The organism is Aquimarina aquimarini, from assembly GCF_900299535.1.
Classification (GTDB): Bacteria; Bacteroidota; Bacteroidia; order Flavobacteriales; family Flavobacteriaceae; genus Aquimarina; species Aquimarina aquimarini.
Genome location: NZ_OMKE01000035.1, coordinates 33,189 through 50,944, shown reverse-complemented (window position 1 = coordinate 50,944; position 17,756 = coordinate 33,189). Strand labels below are relative to the sequence as shown.

16 protein-coding genes are annotated in these 17,756 nt (G+C 34.8%); 6 read left to right on the top strand and 10 right to left on the bottom strand.

The annotated features are described in order from the left end of the window. Positions 1-55: 55 nt before the first annotated feature. A complete protein-coding gene (locus tag DG508_RS14570; RefSeq protein ID WP_159090849.1) occupies positions 56-1,039 on the bottom strand; it encodes a toxin-antitoxin system YwqK family antitoxin in 984 nt (327 codons plus the stop codon). Continuing rightward, a complete protein-coding gene (locus DG508_RS14565; RefSeq protein ID WP_108868847.1) occupies positions 1,029-2,009 on the bottom strand; it encodes a hypothetical protein in 981 nt (326 codons plus the stop codon). Before DG508_RS14565 ends, DG508_RS14570 begins: the two co-directional genes overlap by 11 nt. Before the next feature lie 262 nt (positions 2,010-2,271). Between DG508_RS14565 and DG508_RS14560 the strand changes: the two genes are divergently transcribed. Together DG508_RS14560 and DG508_RS14555 are read left to right on the top strand one after the other, a co-directional pair. After that, positions 2,272-2,733 (top strand): RNA methyltransferase, encoded by a 462-nt coding sequence (locus DG508_RS14560; RefSeq protein ID WP_108868846.1) that lies wholly within the window; start codon positions 2,272-2,274, stop codon positions 2,731-2,733. A gap of 60 nt (positions 2,734-2,793) precedes the next feature. After that, positions 2,794-4,146, top strand: coding sequence for an alanine/glycine:cation symporter family protein (locus DG508_RS14555; protein ID WP_108868845.1), 1,353 nt, complete (start codon positions 2,794-2,796; stop codon positions 4,144-4,146). Between the two features lie 35 nt (positions 4,147-4,181). On the opposite strand, the gene DG508_RS14550 is transcribed toward DG508_RS14555, so the two are convergent. After that, on the bottom strand, positions 4,182-6,194 hold the full coding sequence (locus DG508_RS14550) for an OmpA family protein (protein ID WP_234418238.1): 2,013 nt from the start codon (positions 6,192-6,194) through the stop codon (positions 4,182-4,184). A gap of 223 nt (positions 6,195-6,417) precedes the next feature. Between DG508_RS14550 and era the strand changes: the two genes are divergently transcribed. From era to DG508_RS14530, 4 genes are all read left to right on the top strand, one after another. Beyond that, on the top strand, positions 6,418-7,299 hold the full coding sequence (era, locus tag DG508_RS14545; protein WP_103863460.1) for a GTPase Era: 882 nt from the start codon (positions 6,418-6,420) through the stop codon (positions 7,297-7,299). Between the two features lie 441 nt (positions 7,300-7,740). After that, positions 7,741-9,273, top strand: coding sequence for a choice-of-anchor I family protein (locus tag DG508_RS14540; protein WP_108868843.1), 1,533 nt, complete (start codon positions 7,741-7,743; stop codon positions 9,271-9,273). 351 nt (positions 9,274-9,624) lie between these two features. Continuing rightward, a complete protein-coding gene (gene der / locus DG508_RS14535; RefSeq protein WP_108868842.1) occupies positions 9,625-10,932 on the top strand; it encodes a ribosome biogenesis GTPase Der in 1,308 nt (435 codons plus the stop codon). A gap of 132 nt (positions 10,933-11,064) precedes the next feature. Beyond that, positions 11,065-13,125, top strand: a complete 2,061-nt coding sequence (locus DG508_RS14530; RefSeq protein WP_159090848.1) for a T9SS type B sorting domain-containing protein — start codon at positions 11,065-11,067, stop codon at positions 13,123-13,125. A 13-nt stretch (positions 13,126-13,138) separates the two neighbouring features. Here DG508_RS14530 and DG508_RS14525 read toward each other — a convergent pair whose 3' ends face one another. Genes DG508_RS14525 through DG508_RS14495 form a run of 7 tightly spaced genes read right to left on the bottom strand, consistent with a single transcriptional unit; the run spans position 13,139 to position 17,754 of the window. Next, positions 13,139-13,405 carry a hypothetical protein gene (locus DG508_RS14525; RefSeq protein ID WP_108868840.1) on the bottom strand — a complete coding sequence of 89 codons (267 nt, stop codon included), beginning with the start codon at positions 13,403-13,405 and terminating at the stop codon, positions 13,139-13,141. Between the two features lie 39 nt (positions 13,406-13,444). After that, on the bottom strand, positions 13,445-14,248 hold the full coding sequence (locus DG508_RS14520) for a TPM domain-containing protein (protein WP_108868839.1): 804 nt from the start codon (positions 14,246-14,248) through the stop codon (positions 13,445-13,447). After that, on the bottom strand, positions 14,249-14,686 hold the full coding sequence (locus DG508_RS14515) for a TPM domain-containing protein (protein ID WP_108868838.1): 438 nt from the start codon (positions 14,684-14,686) through the stop codon (positions 14,249-14,251). Continuing rightward, positions 14,686-15,309, bottom strand: a complete 624-nt coding sequence (locus DG508_RS14510; RefSeq protein ID WP_108868837.1) for a LemA family protein — start codon at positions 15,307-15,309, stop codon at positions 14,686-14,688. Before DG508_RS14510 ends, DG508_RS14515 begins: the two co-directional genes overlap by 1 nt. A gap of 22 nt (positions 15,310-15,331) precedes the next feature. Next, complete coding sequence (locus DG508_RS14505; protein ID WP_108868836.1) at positions 15,332-15,661, bottom strand: MerR family transcriptional regulator; 330 nt, start codon at positions 15,659-15,661, stop codon at positions 15,332-15,334. 2 nt (positions 15,662-15,663) lie between these two features. Beyond that, positions 15,664-16,770: a CapA family protein gene (locus tag DG508_RS14500; protein WP_108868835.1), complete on the bottom strand. Its 1,107-nt coding sequence runs from the start codon at positions 16,768-16,770 to the stop codon at positions 15,664-15,666. Between the two features lie 6 nt (positions 16,771-16,776). Then, positions 16,777-17,754, bottom strand: a complete 978-nt coding sequence (locus DG508_RS14495) for a M23 family metallopeptidase (RefSeq protein WP_108868834.1) — start codon at positions 17,752-17,754, stop codon at positions 16,777-16,779. Positions 17,755-17,756 lie beyond the last annotated feature (2 nt).

The following is a 17,756-nucleotide window of genomic DNA, read 5'->3' as shown; positions in this document are numbered from 1 at the left end:
ATTAGTGAAAAAATCATATAAATGTTAAATTTTTTTTATGGTTGTCAATAACTAATTATTCATACACTTCTATAGGGATGTCAAAATAGATGGTTCTAATATCGGTATCTTTTGTGCTGTCTTTTTCCACCCCCATAGCTTCAAGTTCTTTTTTGGTATATCGCCACCATAGGTTGGGTAATCCTTTTGACATAGAATACATCTCATCAAAATATCCTCGTATAGTATCTTTACCTACTCGTTTAGGAGTAAGATAAAATAGTACAGTTTTATAATGATCTGCAGTATCTATTTTTGCTTTTTCAGCAGGATAGGTGTTGTTATACTTTAGGCTATAAATCTTTTGGGAATACTTATAAGGTTTATAGTATTTTTCTTCTGTATTAGAAAAATCGGCATTGAAATTCTTTTGAGTATAATCTTTAGGTATAGTGACTAAAAAATCTGATTTTTTTGGATATTGCGCAACATCCGACTGAAAAAAGAACCTTATAGAATCTCCCAATTTTACTTTTTTAGGGTGTACTTTGTGTTTTATGTTAGTACCAGTATTTAGGGTGTCTCCACTAGGTAATAGTTGCCATAACTGATTAGTATAGGATTTTGCGTTGATGATTTTATATTCTTTGATAAAACTAGGGGTGCCATCTTCATTATAATTATTCCATATACCTATGCGCTTGTCTTCTTTGTTGTATATCCCTTTTTGTCTTACATTTTTATTTTCATAAAAATCCTTATAGTATAAAGATTTATCATCATACCAAAACTCAATAATTTCAATACTATTATCTTTATTATCATAATAAAAATAGATAGAATCATTTCTTACATTATTTTTATATGAAGTCGTAGAAAATATTTTTCCATTTTTATAGTATATAACACGCGCTCCTTGTTTTAATGAATCTTTATCGATGTAATAATAGCCTTTTGTTGTGCCGTCTTCAAATTTTTCTGTGATTTTCGTAAGTTCTGTTTTACAACTCATTAGTAGTAGGGCTATACTACTAAGTAGCCAAACAATATTACTCTTCATATTTAGGCGTTATTTCTACATGCCAGTGAAATCCTCGTGTATCCATGTTTACATGATAGTTTTGATATTTTAAGGCATTTTGATAGCCTTTGATGTCTTTGGATATTTTAGCAATGGTATCATAAGGAAAAGCGTTATCTACTTTACCTAACTTTGCATTATAGGTTATAGTGTCTAAACCTCTTTTCTTTTTTATTTCTTCAGGCAGAGATGAAAGGTTCGTATTTTCCTTGTTTCCAGACGTTTTATCATATGTATCGTATATTGATTTCGCTTTATCTAGAATGCCAACTAGGTGTACAGTTGCACCAAACAACAGTTTCATTCCCCTTTTTTTCCAATCGAGACCTCCGCCACCGCCAGGAGTTATACCAGGGTCACCCAAGATTCCACCATCGGGTTGTCCTCTTCTACCAGTATTAAACGAATCACCAGTACCACCTCTATACCCATTACCATATAGAGGTTCAAAAGCAGCATTACCCATGAGGCGATCTGTCCAGCTTTTTTCTTTTTCTGGTTCTTCACAATAATGATTAGGATGATCTTTTAGCAAATACCAACGCCTTGACTGTTCATGCCACTTATAAACCGTGCAAAACTCATCTTGCAATAATTGCCCATCAACCTCTCCAGGAAAACCAGGTTTACCATATTGATAAGGGTTGTGCTTATGGCCACAAGTAATAATCATAGTTCCTTGTAACGTACCATCAACTACTTTATCTACATACTCAATCTCTTTGATCTCATAGTCATCATTGGGGGAATCTCTTTTGAACATAGGGTCTTGTGCAAGTTTTGTTGCTTTTGCCTTGATGTTCATATGTAATGCGCGTGCAGGGTCTGCACTAGGGTACATAGCTTCTTCTTTAAGGGTTTTGGCTATTGTTTTCTGGATTTCGCTAGAAAACTCTTTGGCCATACCTTCAAATCCTAGATGCCCCAAATAAACCTCTATATCAGTCATATCCGTTGGTGTTATATTGTGTGATGGAGTTTGATAGCATTAAAAATAGTAAAAAGAGTATAGTCTGCAAAAAAAGCAGGCAGATTGCGCTGATTTTTTATCGCATGTAGCGTAGAATCGTTTGTTTTTAACAAAATTTTATGATTTACGAATGCGTATTATAGTACCGATTTAGATTTTTTGATTCTAACAGAAAAGAGGATTTTATGACGGATAGAAAAAAAGAAACAACTTCATAAAAAGGTTTTTATACTTTTACGTTATGATTAATAATTTTGAAAACGAGTTTTTTGGGATCGGAATCCAAAATGGTAAAACCCCAGAAAATTTAGGAGTCCTATGGCGATCTGCTCAAAATATGGGGGCTAGTTTTATTTTTACCATAGGCAATCGGTATGCAAAGCAAGCATGTGATACCCATAATGCCGTAAAATCAATGCCATATTATCACTATGATACGTTTGATGATTTTTATAACCATTTGCCCAAAGGAGCCATGTTGGTAGGAGTAGAGCTTACAGAGGGGGCAGAATCGTTAGAAACATTTAAACACCCCAAACGATGTGTGTATTTGTTGGGGGCAGAGGATCATGGATTGTCCAAAATGGCAATAGAAAAATCACAGTTTCTAGTTAAATTTAAATCAGAACTCAGTCTTAATGTTGCGGTGGCAGGAAGTATTGTTTTGTATGATCGAGGAGTTGATAAGCCCAGATTTATATAAGTGTCTACTGTATAAAGTGGGATAAAAATTTATATACGCTAATTATAGCTATTTTTAGATATGTTTGAAATTGTAGAAAAATCGATTGCTTTTTTTAGTTCCTGGGTTTGGGATTGGCCATTATTGGTATTGCTTATTGGTGGTGGTTTGTTTTTTCTAATTTATTCAAAATTTACGCCTTTTTTATATTTTGGGCATGCAATTGGTGTACTCAGTGGTAAATATGATACGGGGCATGCACCAGGGCAGCTCAGTCATTTTCAGGCATTGTCTTCTGCGATTGCTGCAACAGTAGGAATGGGTAATATAAGTGGGGTAGCAGTAACAATTGCTACAGGAGGCCCAGGGGCTGTTTTCTGGATGTGGGTAAGTGCCCTTATTGGTATGGCAACCAAGTTTTATACCTGTTCGCTCTCTGTCATGTATCGATCAGAAGATGATAAAGGAGCCTTGCTTAGTGGCCCTATGTATGTCATCATACATGGGATGGGTAAACAATGGAAACCGCTGGCAATACTGTTTGCACTGGCTGGATTGGTGGGTACATTACCTGCTTTTACCGCAAACCAACTTACACAAACATTGGTCGATGTGATGCATTGGCAAGAAAGTGATAAATGGTATATCGGTATTGCTCTTGCCGCCATAGCCTCGTTGGTGGTTATGGGGGGAATCAAAAGGATTGGAGCAGTAGCCAGTAAGTTGGTGCCTTTTATGGTGCTATTATATTTTATAACAGTAGTTACAATACTTATTTTACAAATAGATAAAGTGCCAGATATGTTTGTTTTGATTTTTACAGACGCATTTTCTGGTAAAGCTGTGGCAGGAGGAGCATTGGGGTATTTGGTAAAAACGGGAGTAAAAAGAGCTGCTTTTTCTAATGAGGCAGGTATAGGAACCGCACCAATGATGCATGGTGCCGCAAAAACCAATGAGCCTATACGAGAAGGGCTGGTAGCTATGATGGGGCCTGCAATCGATACCTTATTGGTATGTACATTGACTGCCTTGGCAATACTATCTACAGGAGTATGGCAAACTACAGATGACAATGCAATATCCTTGACATTATGTGCTTTTAATGAGGTGCTACCCTATCGTACGGGAGATATTGTGGTGGTGATAATGGTATTGGTATTTGGATTTTCTACCTTGTTCTCGTATTCGTATTATGGTAAAACATGTTTGGGCTTTTTGACCAAACCCAAATATGGCAAGTATTATAACTACATATATATTGCAGCTATAGTAGTTGCGGCAGTGGTAAAAATAGAATTTGCCATCAACCTTATTGATAGTGCCTTTGCAATAATGGCAATACCTACAGTGATTTCTGCTTTGGTATTGGCTCCACAGGTCAATGCCAAGGCAAGAGTGTATTTTGATCGGTTTAAGAATAGTAAAAAATAGAATTTTATTGCGGTATATTCAAAGTGTAAAAGATCTTATTTTTTCTTTACAATAAACTCACTTCTTCTGTTTTCCTGATGTTCTTCTTCTGTACAAGGCACATCATTTTTGCATTTATTGATCAGTCTTCTTTCGCCATAAGCTTTACCGCGAATACGTCTCCAATAGATATCCCCTTCTTCTACAATATACTTTACGGTAGCTCTCATTCTTTTTACACTCAACCTTTTGTTATACCAATAGCTGGATCGGCTATCGGTGTGTGAGCGAACCTCGATTTTCATATCTGGGTATTTGCGCATGGTAGAAATTATTTTTTGTAATTCTACCTCTGCACTAGGAGTAATTTCAGAAGTATCTAGACTAAAATAAATAGGTTTTAGTTGCAATACTTTTGATAGATCGTCTCCTACATTAATTTCTACAGTAGTAGATAATAAGTCCTCTTCTTTTATCAATGAAATGGGGAGTTCATATACATACTCAAAAGTATCGGTAGTCTCTAGAGGGATCTCTCTAGGATTATAGGTGTCTGATGTAGCTCGAATTGTGTATTCAGAGTTGCAGGGTACTTGGATTTTATAGGCTCCTTTGATATCAGAAACAGCTTCATAAATGGTGTTTCCTGCCATATCTTTGACCGTAACATCTGCCCTAAAAATAGGCTCATTGGTAGCACTATCTAGTATAATGCCTTCTACATATTGCATGCATGAAGTAATTAGCTCCTGGGTTTGTTTAAAACTGTAGATATCATCATTGCCTTTGCCACCTCTTCTGTTACTGGCAAAATACCCTACATTAGTATCTTCGTTAAGTATAAAAGTAAAATCATCTTTTGAGCTATTTATAGGTTTTCCTACATTAAAAGCGCTAGAAAAACCAAAATCTTCTGGAACTGCTACAAAAATGTCTAATCCACCTAATCCCACATGGCCATCACTAGAAAAGTAGAGACTTCCGCCATCACTTATATAAGGGAAAGTTTCTCTACCTTCGGTATTAATCTTATTACCTAGGTTTTTGGGTTCACCATATTTTCCGTTTCTTAAAACATCAACAACAAAGAGATCAGATTGCCCCAAGCTACCAGGCATATCACTTGCAAAATAAAGTTTGGTGCCATCAGCACTTAGCGAGGGGTGAGAAACAGAATATTCATTGCTAGAAAATGGTAGCTCAGTGATATTAGACCAGATGCCATCTTTGAGTGTAGCTTTGTAGAGCTTTAATAAAACCACTCCCTTTTTATTAGTTCCTAACTTTTTGTTGGTGTAATTGTTTCTAGAAAAATACATTGTTTTTCCATCTTTGCTAAAAGTTGTTGAGGACTCATGGAATTTTGTATTTATTTTACCTTTTAGTTTAACAGGTTTTTTGAGAGTTATTTGATCGGCTTCTATTTCTGAAGAGAATATATCAAGAAATGGCATTTGAGTCCATTTATGCAATTTTGATTCATTGGTGTTTTTACTTCTAGAAGAGGCAAAAACAATCTGATTGTTGTTATTAAAGCTAGGTGCGTATTCAGAATTTTTTGAATTGATGTTTAAAGGAAAAATGTCAAACTTACCAGATTGCAGTTCTATAAAATCTAGATAATTTCTTTTTTCTATAAAAGATTTTGCACGTTTATCATTTCCTGTAATTTCATAAAATTGATCCATTACTTTGTCTGCCTCGCTATAACTTTCTACGCTTTTCAAACTTTGTGCATATCTGAACAAGTACTCAGGGTTGAGGTCTTGTGGATATGTATTGATCAATCGCTCATACCATGTTACAGAATCTTCGAGATCCCCAGTAAAGTAATACGAATCTGCTAATCTTGCATATAAATCGGCAGAAGAATATCCTTTTTGGGCAACATCTAGATAGATAGCTCTGGCATCGATATAAGCAAAAGAATTAAAGCTTTGATCAGCTTTCTCTAGAAGTTTGTTTTGATCTTGAGAGAAAAGCCCTGATGATACAAGAAGGGCAAAACATAAAGAAAAGAAAGTTCTTCTTGAGTAGATTTGCGTATACGATAATGAGTGTTTTTTCAAAATGGTTTTGGTTTTTAGAGATAATAAACTTGTTATCAATAGGTTTTGAAAGTATCTTAGAATTAAATTTAAGAAAAAATGAATTAAAATTGGCATTCGTTTTTTATTTTTAATAACCGCTTTTTGTAGGAAAATGTTAATAAAACAGGAGATATTGCAATAATCTTGTCATCCGTTCTTTTCTTTTTTAATATTCATCTACCTTTGTCCAAAAATCAATTATATGGCTCACAAAGCTGGTTTTGTAAATATTATAGGTAACCCAAATGTAGGGAAATCTACCTTGATGAATGCTTTTATTGGAGAGAAACTATCTATTATTACCTCTAAGGCGCAAACAACAAGGCATCGAATTTTGGGAATTGTAAATGGAGATGACTTTCAAGTAATTTTATCAGACACCCCTGGGATTATAAAGCCTGCATATGAATTGCAGGAATCAATGATGGATTTTGTGAAATCTGCTTTTGAAGATGCCGATGTACTGATTTATATGGTAGAGATTGGTGAGAGAGACTTAAAAGACGAAGCGTTTTTTAATAAAATTACCAATGCCAAAATCCCTGTACTTCTTCTATTGAATAAGATAGATCAATCTAATCAGGAAAAACTAGAAGAGCAAGTACAGTTTTGGGCTCAAAAAGTACCAAATGCAGAATTGTACCCTATATCTGCACTAGAAAAATTTAATGTCAGAGAGGTTTTTCATAGAATAGTTGAGTTACTACCAGACTCTCCTGCTTTTTATCCTAAAGATCAATTGACAGATAAGCCTGAACGTTTTTTTGTAAATGAAGCAATTCGCGAAAAAATCCTAGTACATTATAAAAAAGAGATTCCCTATGCTGTAGAAATAGAAACAGAGGAATTTATAGAAGACGATGATATTATTAGAATTCGCTCGGTAATTATGGTAGAGCGAGATTCTCAAAAAGGAATAATTATTGGGCATAAAGGATCAGCTCTAAAAAGAGTAGGTACAGAAGCACGTAAAGAACTTGAAAAATTCTTTGGCAAGAAGATACATATAGAACTCTATGTAAAAGTCAATAAAAATTGGCGTAGTAGTGGTAGACAATTAAAACGTTTTGGGTATAATAAATAACTTAAAAATTATTTGTTAATCTGTTTTAAATACCTTCTGATATCATAAAGCTATCAGAAATGCTATTGAATGCCATTGAGTATGATATTGCCTACTTCTCATTTTGAATTACTCCCCTAGAAATAGCTAAAAATTTCATGCACTGTTATTAGCAGATTTTTATGAGAATAGCTCATATTGTTATTCTAATGGATTTGCTAATCCCTAGAGACCTAACGATAGAGCAAGTTAGAGTTCGATATGAGAAAATACTTTTGGTATGAGTGTAGTATTTATGAATCAAGATAAAATAGTAATTAGTTGTTTTTAGAAGTTAGGATTAAAGCTAAATAAATATATATACCAAACTGAATTGATATTTATAATTTATTGAAGAGATAACCTTAAAGATACATTTGTTGTTAACATTTGAAGTTGTAATCACACAAAACAACATCAATAATGAAAATTTTCAACAAAACTATTCTTTTTTCTGCAACAATATTAAGTGTATTTAGTGCATGTGACCTTGATGATTATCACGGTGGTGGCGGAAGTAATGAATTAACATTTAAAAAAAATGGAGGATTTACAAACAGGATTGGAGATGAAGGGTTTGCCGAGATCTCAGCCTTTGATCCTGAAACTCAAAAACTCTTTGTAGTAAATCCAAATGATTCAGAACTTTCAGTTTGGGATTTATCTAATCCCGTAACTCCTATTCGTGGTACAAATATTTCTGTAGCAGGCTCACCTAATAGTGTAGCAGTACATAGTGGAACTGTAGCGGTTGCTTTAGAAAATTCATCAAATAAACAAGCTAACGGAACTATTGCATTATATGATTCAGACTCACAAGCATTAGTAAGTACTTATCCAACTGGAGCATTGCCAGATATGGTAACTTTTAGTCCAGATGGAAAATATATAGTATCTGCAAATGAAGGAGAGCCAAATGATTTATATTCAGATGATCCAGAAGGGTCAATTACTATAATTGAAGTGGTAACAGGGCAATCTTCAAATGTAAGCTTTACAGCTTTTAACGGTCAAACGATAGCAAATTATTTTAGAATCTTTGGGCCAGAAGCTTCACTAGCCCAAGATGTAGAGCCTGAGTATGTAGCGATATCTCATGATTCTAAAAAGGCATATGTTACCCTACAAGAAAATAATGGATTAGCAATTGTAAATCTGGAAACCAAAACAGTTACAGATATAATAGGATTAGGAGTAAAAGACTATAGACTACCCAATAATCAAATAGATGCCAGTGATAAAGATAATATGGTTGGTAATTTTCAAAATTGGCCAGTATTTGGATTGTATCAGCCAGACGCTATTGCCTATGCCAGAATAAGAGGCAGAGAATATCTTATCACAGCCAATGAAGGAGATGCAAGGGATTATAAGGGGTTTTCAGAAGAAACTCGTGTAAAAGATCTTGTTCTTGATTCTAGAGTGTTCCCAGATGCAGCAACATTACAAAAAGATGAAAATTTAGGAAGACTAAAAACAACTATTGCCAATGGTGATATAGATGGAGATGGAGATTATGATGAGATTTATACATATGGAGGGAGATCATTTACTATATGGTCTACTACAGGAACAAAGATATACGATAGTGGAGATCAGGTAGCAAAAATGGTGTTTGATATAGATCCAAGTGCCTTTAATAGCAATGAAGGAAGTGGAGCCGATAAAAGATCTGATGATAAAGGAGCAGAGCCTGAAGCTGTAGAAACATTGAAAATAGGTGCGATTACATTATTATTTGTAGGTTTAGAACGCACAGGAGGTGTGATGATCTATGATATTTCTAATCCCTATAGCCCTAGGTTTTTAAAATGGATTCGAGATGAGGTTGATATTTCTCCAGAAGGATTAATAGTAGTTAAGGCAGAAGATAGTCCTACAGGCAAAGATTTACTTGTAGTAACTAATGAGGTGTCTAATACTGTTGCTATTTATGAAATAAGTAATGAAGAATAATATTTTTTTTTCGTTGCTACTATCTATGTTATTTATGATGAATTTGAATTCTAAAAATACGCTACCAATGTATTGAAACACCTATGAATATTAAGTTTGAAACAAAATGAACCAACTTCCATAAAAAGTTTGATGTTTTACAGTAACCAACTTAACTACAATAGGTGCTATATTTGTGTAAGTAATTATTTCACTGACTGACTATCAATTATGAAAAGTTCAAAGGCCTGAAACACTGGCCTCTGGGCTTTTTGTTTTTATTACCTTTCTGTTATAGTAATCAAATCAAAACATTTTAGTATTGCTTAAATAAAAAGTCTAATTTTGCACAAAATTTTAGAATAAACATCAATGAGTGGTATAGTAGCAATTGTAGGAAGACCTAATGTAGGAAAATCAACCTTCTTTAATCGATTAATACAAAGGAGAGAAGCTATTGTAGATGCTGTAAGCGGAGTAACCCGTGATCGACACTACGGAAAAAGTGATTGGAATGGAGTAGAGTTTTCATTGATCGATACAGGAGGATATGTTGTAGGTAGTGATGATGTATTTGAATCTGAAATAGATAAACAGGTAGAACTAGCTATTGAAGAGGCAGATGCTATTATATTTATGGTAGATGTAGAGTCAGGGGTGACAGGAATGGACGAAGATGTAGCAAATTTACTGCGTAAAGTAGATAAGCCTGTTTTTTTGGTAGTAAATAAGGTAGATAATGGCCAGAGAGCTGCAAATGCAGTCGAATTTTATAGTTTAGGACTAGGAGAATATTATACTCTTGCCAGTATAAATGGTAGTGGTACAGGTGAGCTACTGGATGAATTGGTAAAAGTATTGCCAGAAAAAGAAGAAAACGACGACGACGATTTACCACGATTTGCAGTAGTAGGAAGACCCAATGCAGGTAAATCTTCTTTTATCAATGCACTTATAGGAGAGGATCGATATATTGTTACCGATATTGCAGGAACTACAAGAGATGCGATTGATACCAAATACAAACGTTTTGGATTTGAATTTAACTTGGTAGATACCGCAGGAATACGACGTAAATCAAAAGTAAAAGAAGATTTAGAATTTTATTCTGTAATGCGATCTGTGCGTGCTATTGAGCATAGTGATGTTTGTTTATTACTTTTTGATGCCGATAGAGGTTTTGACGGGCAAGTGCAAAACATATTTTGGCTGGCCGAGCGTAACCGCAAAGGGGTGGTGATCTTGGTAAATAAATGGGATCTTATAGAAAATAAAGAAAGTAATACCCTGAAAGACTTTGAGAAATACATACGTAAACAAATAGAGCCTTTTACAGATGTACCTATCGTATTTATTTCGGCATTAACCAAGCAACGTATATTTAAGGCAATAGAAACTGCGGTAGAAGTCTATAAAAACAGATCCAAAAAGATCAAAACCAGTGAGCTTAATGATGTGTTATTGCCTATTATAGAAAATAACCCTCCGCCAGCATATAAGGGTAAGTATGTAAAAATAAAATACATAACACAATTACCTACACCACAACCGCAATTTGCATTTTTTTGTAACCTGCCTCAATATATAAGAGATCCGTACAGACGTTTTATAGAAAATCAATTGCGTAAAGAATTTGATTTTAATGGAGTACCTGTTTCTGTCTATTTTAGAAAAAAGTAGACTGCAGTACTAATACATAGGTTTCTTACAAAAAAACAAAAACACAGTAAACAAAAACCGTAGACAGTGGCTATACTATCTACACTGGTTTTTCGTTTAAGAATGACTCAACACAGACGCTACATAACTATAATGAAATCTATTTTTTTTCTGATCACCCTATTTGTGCATGCGCTTACATTTTCTCAACTAGAAGCATGTAAAGATTCACAAAAACCTGAAGACGAACAACCTATTACGATAACAGCACTTTCTAATTTGATAAATACTCCTGAGTTTTATAATGCCAATTATAGGTATATAGACGAGTTAGGAGGAAAAGGAGGAAGGTATTCGGCAGGTTTTTTAGATACCTGGCTAGGAGAAACGCAAATATTGTTTCCTTATGATGGATTGCCAATACGAGTAAATCAAACCGATACTCAGATTATTGCAAACAATACCAATGCGTTATATTGGATGACATTGGCTATGGGACAGGAATATATGAATGTAGACATGCAATGGATGATTGGCTTTGGAGCCAAAGAAACTTTTAGTGGCACCCCACATGCTGGACCTCCTTTTAATACCAATGCAGAAGGAGCCTATGGCCCATTCGAAGTAGAATTGTTTACAGGATTGGATAGAGCAATTTCTTACCCCTCTTTTTATCCAGAGTATCAAACACAGCTAGAAAATGCGTTAGATATCAACACATCAGGAATTGATCCAACCCAATTTATGAATCATTATATAGGGGCTGACCCTACATTGCTTAATGAATCTGGAGTGGTTGGGGCGTATATGTTATCGATCACTAATTTTTTTGCAATATATAATTGGTATAGCTATGCAAAGGACTTATGTTGGCATAAGGTTATAGACATGCCAGCAGATCCATATTATGGATTAGGCGCTATGGCAGTAACCTATAATCTAGGGATGTTTTCTGCAAATCCTGTGGCAGATACCATGAATAAAGATACGTATCAAGCAACTGTTACAAATGCAAACGCAAGAGATTTATTGCCAGAGGGAAATAGTTTTTACAGAAGACATATTACAGAGGTTATTGAAGCGGTAGTAAATCGATCTGTAGCAGCCAATACAGATGTATCTATTGCTCTGTGGGATTACCAGATTGAATGGTCTGTGATCGAACGATTTTTTTTGGGAGAAGGAGGCACTATAAGTCAGCAAGGACATGGTGGGGTGCTACAACATTTTGAGGTAGATAATCAAGGGACTCGGCAAGAAGTTATGAATACGCTAAGAGAAGCTTTTGATCTTCTAAAAGGAAAAGCCCCCTCGTCTACATCAAATACCATAAGTTTTAGATATGATTGGTTAGCTTTATTGAGAACCGTAAAACAACATTTTTCTAATCAAGCTATTTTTGATCAACCCAATGTGGGGGATGCGTCTTTGAGAATTAATACCTTTTCTGATGTAGGAGGATGTTGTATAGACGTGCCAGTAATAGAGATAGAGCAGGCATGTTTAGATAGTGAAACTGTTTTTAGAATATCCCAAGATGTAGCTAGTGTAAATTGGGAAATAACAAATGCATCAGACGATGTCTTTTATACATCCTCTGAGATAGAGGATCGTTATTCTTTTACAACAGAAGGAGATTATGTTATTGAAGCTACTATTACTGTTGAGGGAGAAACATCAGTGCTTTCTGAAACGATTAATTTTGGACCAGATTCTGTAGACCTAGATGTTCAAGCAGAATTTGTAGGAAATGATATTGTAGTTACTGTGGTAAATGGAGATAGTGATTATGAATATGCAATAGATACTGTTCAGGGGCCTTACCAAAATACGGGGCGTTTTGTAAATGTAGCTATAGAGCCTCATGTGGTTTATGTGAAGACGCCTAGCGGATGTGTTGCGAGTGTAGTAGTAAATCCCGATGCTAATCAGGAAACAGGATTGGTTATCCCAGAATACTTTACGCCAAATGGAGATGGTTTTCATGATCAGTGGGAGATAAAAGATCCAAAAAGAGTTCTAAGAGTAGATTCAAGAGTCTATGTATTTAATCGTTTTGGGAAATTACTAAAACAACTAGACCCCAGAAGACCAATATGGAATGGTGTGTATTTAAATAAAAATATGCCTTCTACAGAGTATTGGTACAGTATAGAATATGTTTTAGAGAGTAGAACAAAAAGAATAACAGGAAGTTTCTCTTTGATTCGGTAGTGAAAAACTATCCCTATTGCATGTTATAAAGAGCTAAAATAATAGATAACCCAAATAGTATAAAAGGAATTTTCTGTAGTAGTGTTTTTTGTTTTTGAAACAAAAACAGAATAAGATACAGACCAATTACAATTAGGTTAAAAACTCCAAATAGTATAAATTCTATAAAAGCTACAGGAACATGTACTGTGTTTTTAGTGTTTGTTGGGTATAGATACCATAAAAAACTAATGATTTGCAGTAGTATGACTAGAACAGGTAGTATTTTTTGTTGTATCATAATAGTGAAAAATAAAGAAAATTTATTTTAAAAGGTGTGTTACCAACTGCCACCAGCACCACCACCGCCAAATCCGCCGCCACCAAATCCGCCGCCAAATCCACCACTAGAGCTACCGCCACCAAATCCACCACCGCCAAAACCACCTCTACCCATATTGCTAAGGATAATTATATCTAGAAGGCTACTACCTCTTGATCGGTTGCCGCCATTTCCTTTTCCGTTATTACCACGGTTATTTTTGGAAAAAGCTTTGATAATGATGATAAAGAAAATTAAGAGTATAATAAACTCTATAATCGGAGTGTCTTTTTTTTCTTTTCGAGTTCCTTTAAATGTACCATTTAGCACTTCAAAAATAGCTGTAGTCCCTCTGTCAAAACCTTTGTAGAAATTACCTTTCTTAAACTCGGGTGTTATGATTTGATCAATAATGGTTTTTGATGTGAAGTCTGTAAGTTTTTCTTCTACCCCATAGCCAGTAGCAATCCATATTTTTCTATCATTCTTGGCTACTAGAATAAAAACCCCATTATCTTCTTTGCCTTGCCCGATTCCCCATTGGTGTGCCCATTCTGTTGCATACAACGCTATATCTTCACCTTGTAGTGACTGTATGGTTGCTATTACTATTTGAGTAGAGGTTGTATCAGCGTATCTGATTAATTTTTCTTCAAGCTGTTTTGCTTGAGAAGCAGAAAGCAAAGTAGCCTCATCATAGACTGCCGATTGTAATTTTGGCTTAGAAGGAATTTCTCTTTGGCAATAAGCACTATGTAAAGATGTAGCAAAAATCCCTAATAGAAGAAATGTATATGTTATTTTTTGTAGTGTGCTTTTCATTTATCCTTTTGAGATTTCATCTGGGATTTCGTTAATATCAGTATGATCCCAAGGAAAATATTTTTGTAATTGTTCACCAGCAAGGAGAATGCCGTCGATTAACCCTTGTGTGAAATTTCCTTTTTTGAATTGTTGCTGAATCGTGTTTTTGGTGTCGTTCCAGAAATCGTCTTTAACTATTTCGTTAATTCCTTGATCTCCTATGATAGCAAATTTACGATCCTCGACAGCTACATAAATCAAGACCCCATTGCGTTGAGCAGTGTTATCCATCTTTAACCAGTGGAAAACTTCTGAAGCTCTTTCTAGAACATTAGATTCACTTTGTTTTTCTAGATGAACCCTAATTTCTCCAGAAGTTGTTTTTTCTGCACGTCGTATGGCAGCAACTATTTGTTGTTCCTGTGCTGCAGTAAGAAAATCTTCTACTTTAGACATTATTTAAAATTAAAATCAACATCAGGTGCTTTTTCTGTTCCTTCATCAGCCTCAAATCTGACCATTTCATCAAAACCTAACATTCCTGCAAAAAAAGAATTTGGGAAAATTTTAATATGTTTATTGTAAACACCAACTTGTTCATTGTATCGGTTACGTTCTACATTGACTCTATTTTCTGTACCTTCTAATTGTGTTTGTAGGTTTAGAAAGTTTTGATTTGATTTCAGGTCAGGGTAGCGTTCTACAGTAACCAATAATTTTGATAAGGCAGAGGTTAATCCACCTTGTGCTTTTTGAAATTGAGCAATTTGATCTGGTGTAATATTAGATGGGTCAATAGTGACTGAAGTGGCTTTTGCCCTAGCCTCTATTACTTCTTTTAGTGTGGTGCGTTCAAAATCTGCCGCTCCCTGCACAGTTTTAACTAGGTTTCCTATAAGGTCGCTACGTCTTTGGTAGGCACTTTCTACATTAGACCAAGCAGTTTTTGCATCTTCTTGCATTACAACAGCTTTGTTGTTGAAACCATAAGCTATAAATCCACCAATTAAGACAATTGCTAGTAAGCCAATTAGTGTTATTCCGAGACATCCTAATCCCGCAAAAAGTCCTTTTTTCATAATTCAAATATATTATGTAATGTTATAACTGCTCCTTAATTTTAAGGAGTTGTCCTTTGATAGATTCTAGTTTTCTTATAATATCAAAACTATCTAGGGCTTCTCTTTTTTGTTCTTTGAGGTGAATTTTGGCACCTTCTAGCGTAAAACCACGTTCTTTTACCAGATGATAAATTAATTCTAGATTTTTGATGTCTTCTGGAGTAAACTTTCTATTACCCTTGGCATTTTTTTTGGGTTTTATGATGTCGAATTCTTTTTCCCAAAAGCGAATTAAAGAAGTGTTTACATCAAAAGCTTCAGCTACTTCGCCAATGCCATAATACATTTTTTTGGGTAAGTTTACATACATAATTACTCTTTTTGCTGTGCAAAACTTCCGTCGTCTTCAAAAATAAGTTTACTTTCAGGAAAATCTTCTTCCGTTAGTAATTTGATAGCCTTTAAGGCTCCTTTTTTTTCATCTATAAAAGGATATATTTCATCTATCTGTTTTGCAGAATGAAGTTTTCCTTTGATGAAATTTCCATCAGTGTCAATCTCAATTTCTGCAATAGGAGCATATCCTTTAATTCCACCTAAGCTAAATCTAGAATAGGTGCAAAAATTACCAAGACTGTAGGCTATAAATTTATTATTATATATTTCAAAAGCTCTAGATACATGAGGGCCATGCCCTAATATAATATCTGCACCAGCATCGATCATAGTATGAGCAAAGCGATATACATTTCCTCTATCCTCACCATAAAAACGTTCTGTTTTTCTGGGAACATGAGTATGTTTTAAACCTTCAGCGCCTCCATGAAAAGAAACAATTACAATGTCAACTTTTTGTTTAAGTTCTGCTACAATTTTTTTTGCATTGGTTAAGTTATGAATTTTTATGCAATCCTTGTTTGGGGCAAAAGCACAAAATCCATACGTAATTCCATTTTTCTCAAAAATTGTAGAAGGCTGAGCAAACACTCCAGCATAAGCGATATTGTGTTTTTCAAGTGTTTTGGAGGTGTTTTTAATACCTATAGTTCCAAAATCACCAATATGATTGTTGGCAATACTCATCACATCAAAGCCAGTTTCTTCAAGGTATTTTCCAAAATACTCAGGAGACCTAAAAGAGTAACACTTGGATGGGTCAGAACACCTTTTTGCATTTTCTCCTTCATCGGTAAGTGTACCTTCAAGATTACCAAAAAGGATATCCGCTTGTGTTAATATAGAATTTACATTATCAAAAGGGCCTTTGCCTTTTGGAGGTAAGTAACTATCATTGGGAAAATCTGTTCCCATCATGATATCACCAACGGCCATGACTTTAATATATTTTGGTTTAGCTAATGCTAATTGGGTGTTTTGAGCGATGACATACATCGAGTCTAACACTTCTTTTGAATATTTTTGAGCTTGTATTGATGAACAGAATCCAAAAATAAATACAAGAAGAAGAAGTTTACGCATTGATAGTTAATCTAAAGTTTCGTTAATAAGATTAGAGGCTTTAATCATTTCTGCAAATTCTTTTGGAGTTAAACTTCCATAGTAGAAATTACGAGGATTGATACGTTCACCGTCTTTAAAAATTTCATAATGTAGGTGAGGGGCAACAGACCTTCCGGTGCTTCCAACGTAGCCGATTACATCACCTCGTTTTACCTTTTGTCCTTTTTCTACATTATACCTACTCAGGTGTGCATAGAGGCTTACATAGTTAAAACCATGGTCAATACGCACATGATTTCCATATCCAGATGAGTTGGCATCGGCACGAGTCACAACACCATTACCAGAGGCATATACAGGCGTTCCTGTATTGGCAGAAAAATCCATACCGTGATGAAATTTTCTTGCCTTGGTAAATGGATCACTCCTCCATCCGTACCCAGAAGCCATTCGTTTTAAATCAGAATTTTTTATAGGTTGTATAGCTGGGATCGTAGCTAATAATTCTTCTTTTTTTTCTGCTAGAGAAGCAATTTCATCAAGAGATTTTGATTGTACAACAATCTGTTTTGTTAGCTTATCAATTCGCTTACTACTCTCTATAATAATTTCAGAATTATTAAAACCTTCAAGACTTTTGTATCTATTTACACCTCCAAATCCTGCATTACGTAATTCATCTGGAATAGGATTTGCTCCAAAATACAGGCGATAAATGTTATTGTCACGATCAGCAATTTCTTCCAATATATTTTCATTACGCTTCAATCGTTGATTCATCAAATCGTATTGTAGTTGCATGTTTTCTAGCTCTCTACGGTACGTTTTTTCTTTTGGAGTCTCTAATTGGGGTATGTTTAAGTAAATGAGTAGTAAGACAAATCCAGCCAAAAAAGAACCAACAACTCCCAATGCTGCGATACCAAATTTACGACCTTTTTTTTGCTCTATTCTTCGATAAGAAAGAGTGTCACTATCATAGTAATATTTAACCTTTGACATAA

Coding starts and splice junctions, on each gene's coding strand:
- DG508_RS14540 (WP_108868843.1), top strand. CDS start 7,741: ATGAAAATTTTCAACAAAACTATTCTTTTTTCTGCAACAATATTAAGT.
- DG508_RS14570 (WP_159090849.1), bottom strand. CDS start 1,039: ATGAAGAGTAATATTGTTTGGCTACTTAGTAGTATAGCCCTACTACTA.
- era (WP_103863460.1), top strand. CDS start 6,418: ATGGCTCACAAAGCTGGTTTTGTAAATATTATAGGTAACCCAAATGTA.
- DG508_RS14525 (WP_108868840.1), bottom strand. CDS start 13,405: ATGATACAACAAAAAATACTACCTGTTCTAGTCATACTACTGCAAATC.
- DG508_RS14565 (WP_108868847.1), bottom strand. CDS start 2,009: ATGACTGATATAGAGGTTTATTTGGGGCATCTAGGATTTGAAGGTATG.
- DG508_RS14510 (WP_108868837.1), bottom strand. CDS start 15,309: ATGAAAAAAGGACTTTTTGCGGGATTAGGATGTCTCGGAATAACACTA.
- DG508_RS14530 (WP_159090848.1), top strand. CDS start 11,065: ATGAAATCTATTTTTTTTCTGATCACCCTATTTGTGCATGCGCTTACA.
- DG508_RS14505 (WP_108868836.1), bottom strand. CDS start 15,661: ATGTATGTAAACTTACCCAAAAAAATGTATTATGGCATTGGCGAAGTA.
- DG508_RS14520 (WP_108868839.1), bottom strand. CDS start 14,248: ATGAAAAGCACACTACAAAAAATAACATATACATTTCTTCTATTAGGG.
- DG508_RS14495 (WP_108868834.1), bottom strand. CDS start 17,754: ATGTCAAAGGTTAAATATTACTATGATAGTGACACTCTTTCTTATCGA.
- DG508_RS14555 (WP_108868845.1), top strand. CDS start 2,794: ATGTTTGAAATTGTAGAAAAATCGATTGCTTTTTTTAGTTCCTGGGTT.
- der (WP_108868842.1), top strand. CDS start 9,625: ATGAGTGGTATAGTAGCAATTGTAGGAAGACCTAATGTAGGAAAATCA.
- DG508_RS14515 (WP_108868838.1), bottom strand. CDS start 14,686: ATGTCTAAAGTAGAAGATTTTCTTACTGCAGCACAGGAACAACAAATA.
- DG508_RS14560 (WP_108868846.1), top strand. CDS start 2,272: ATGATTAATAATTTTGAAAACGAGTTTTTTGGGATCGGAATCCAAAAT.
- DG508_RS14500 (WP_108868835.1), bottom strand. CDS start 16,770: ATGCGTAAACTTCTTCTTCTTGTATTTATTTTTGGATTCTGTTCATCA.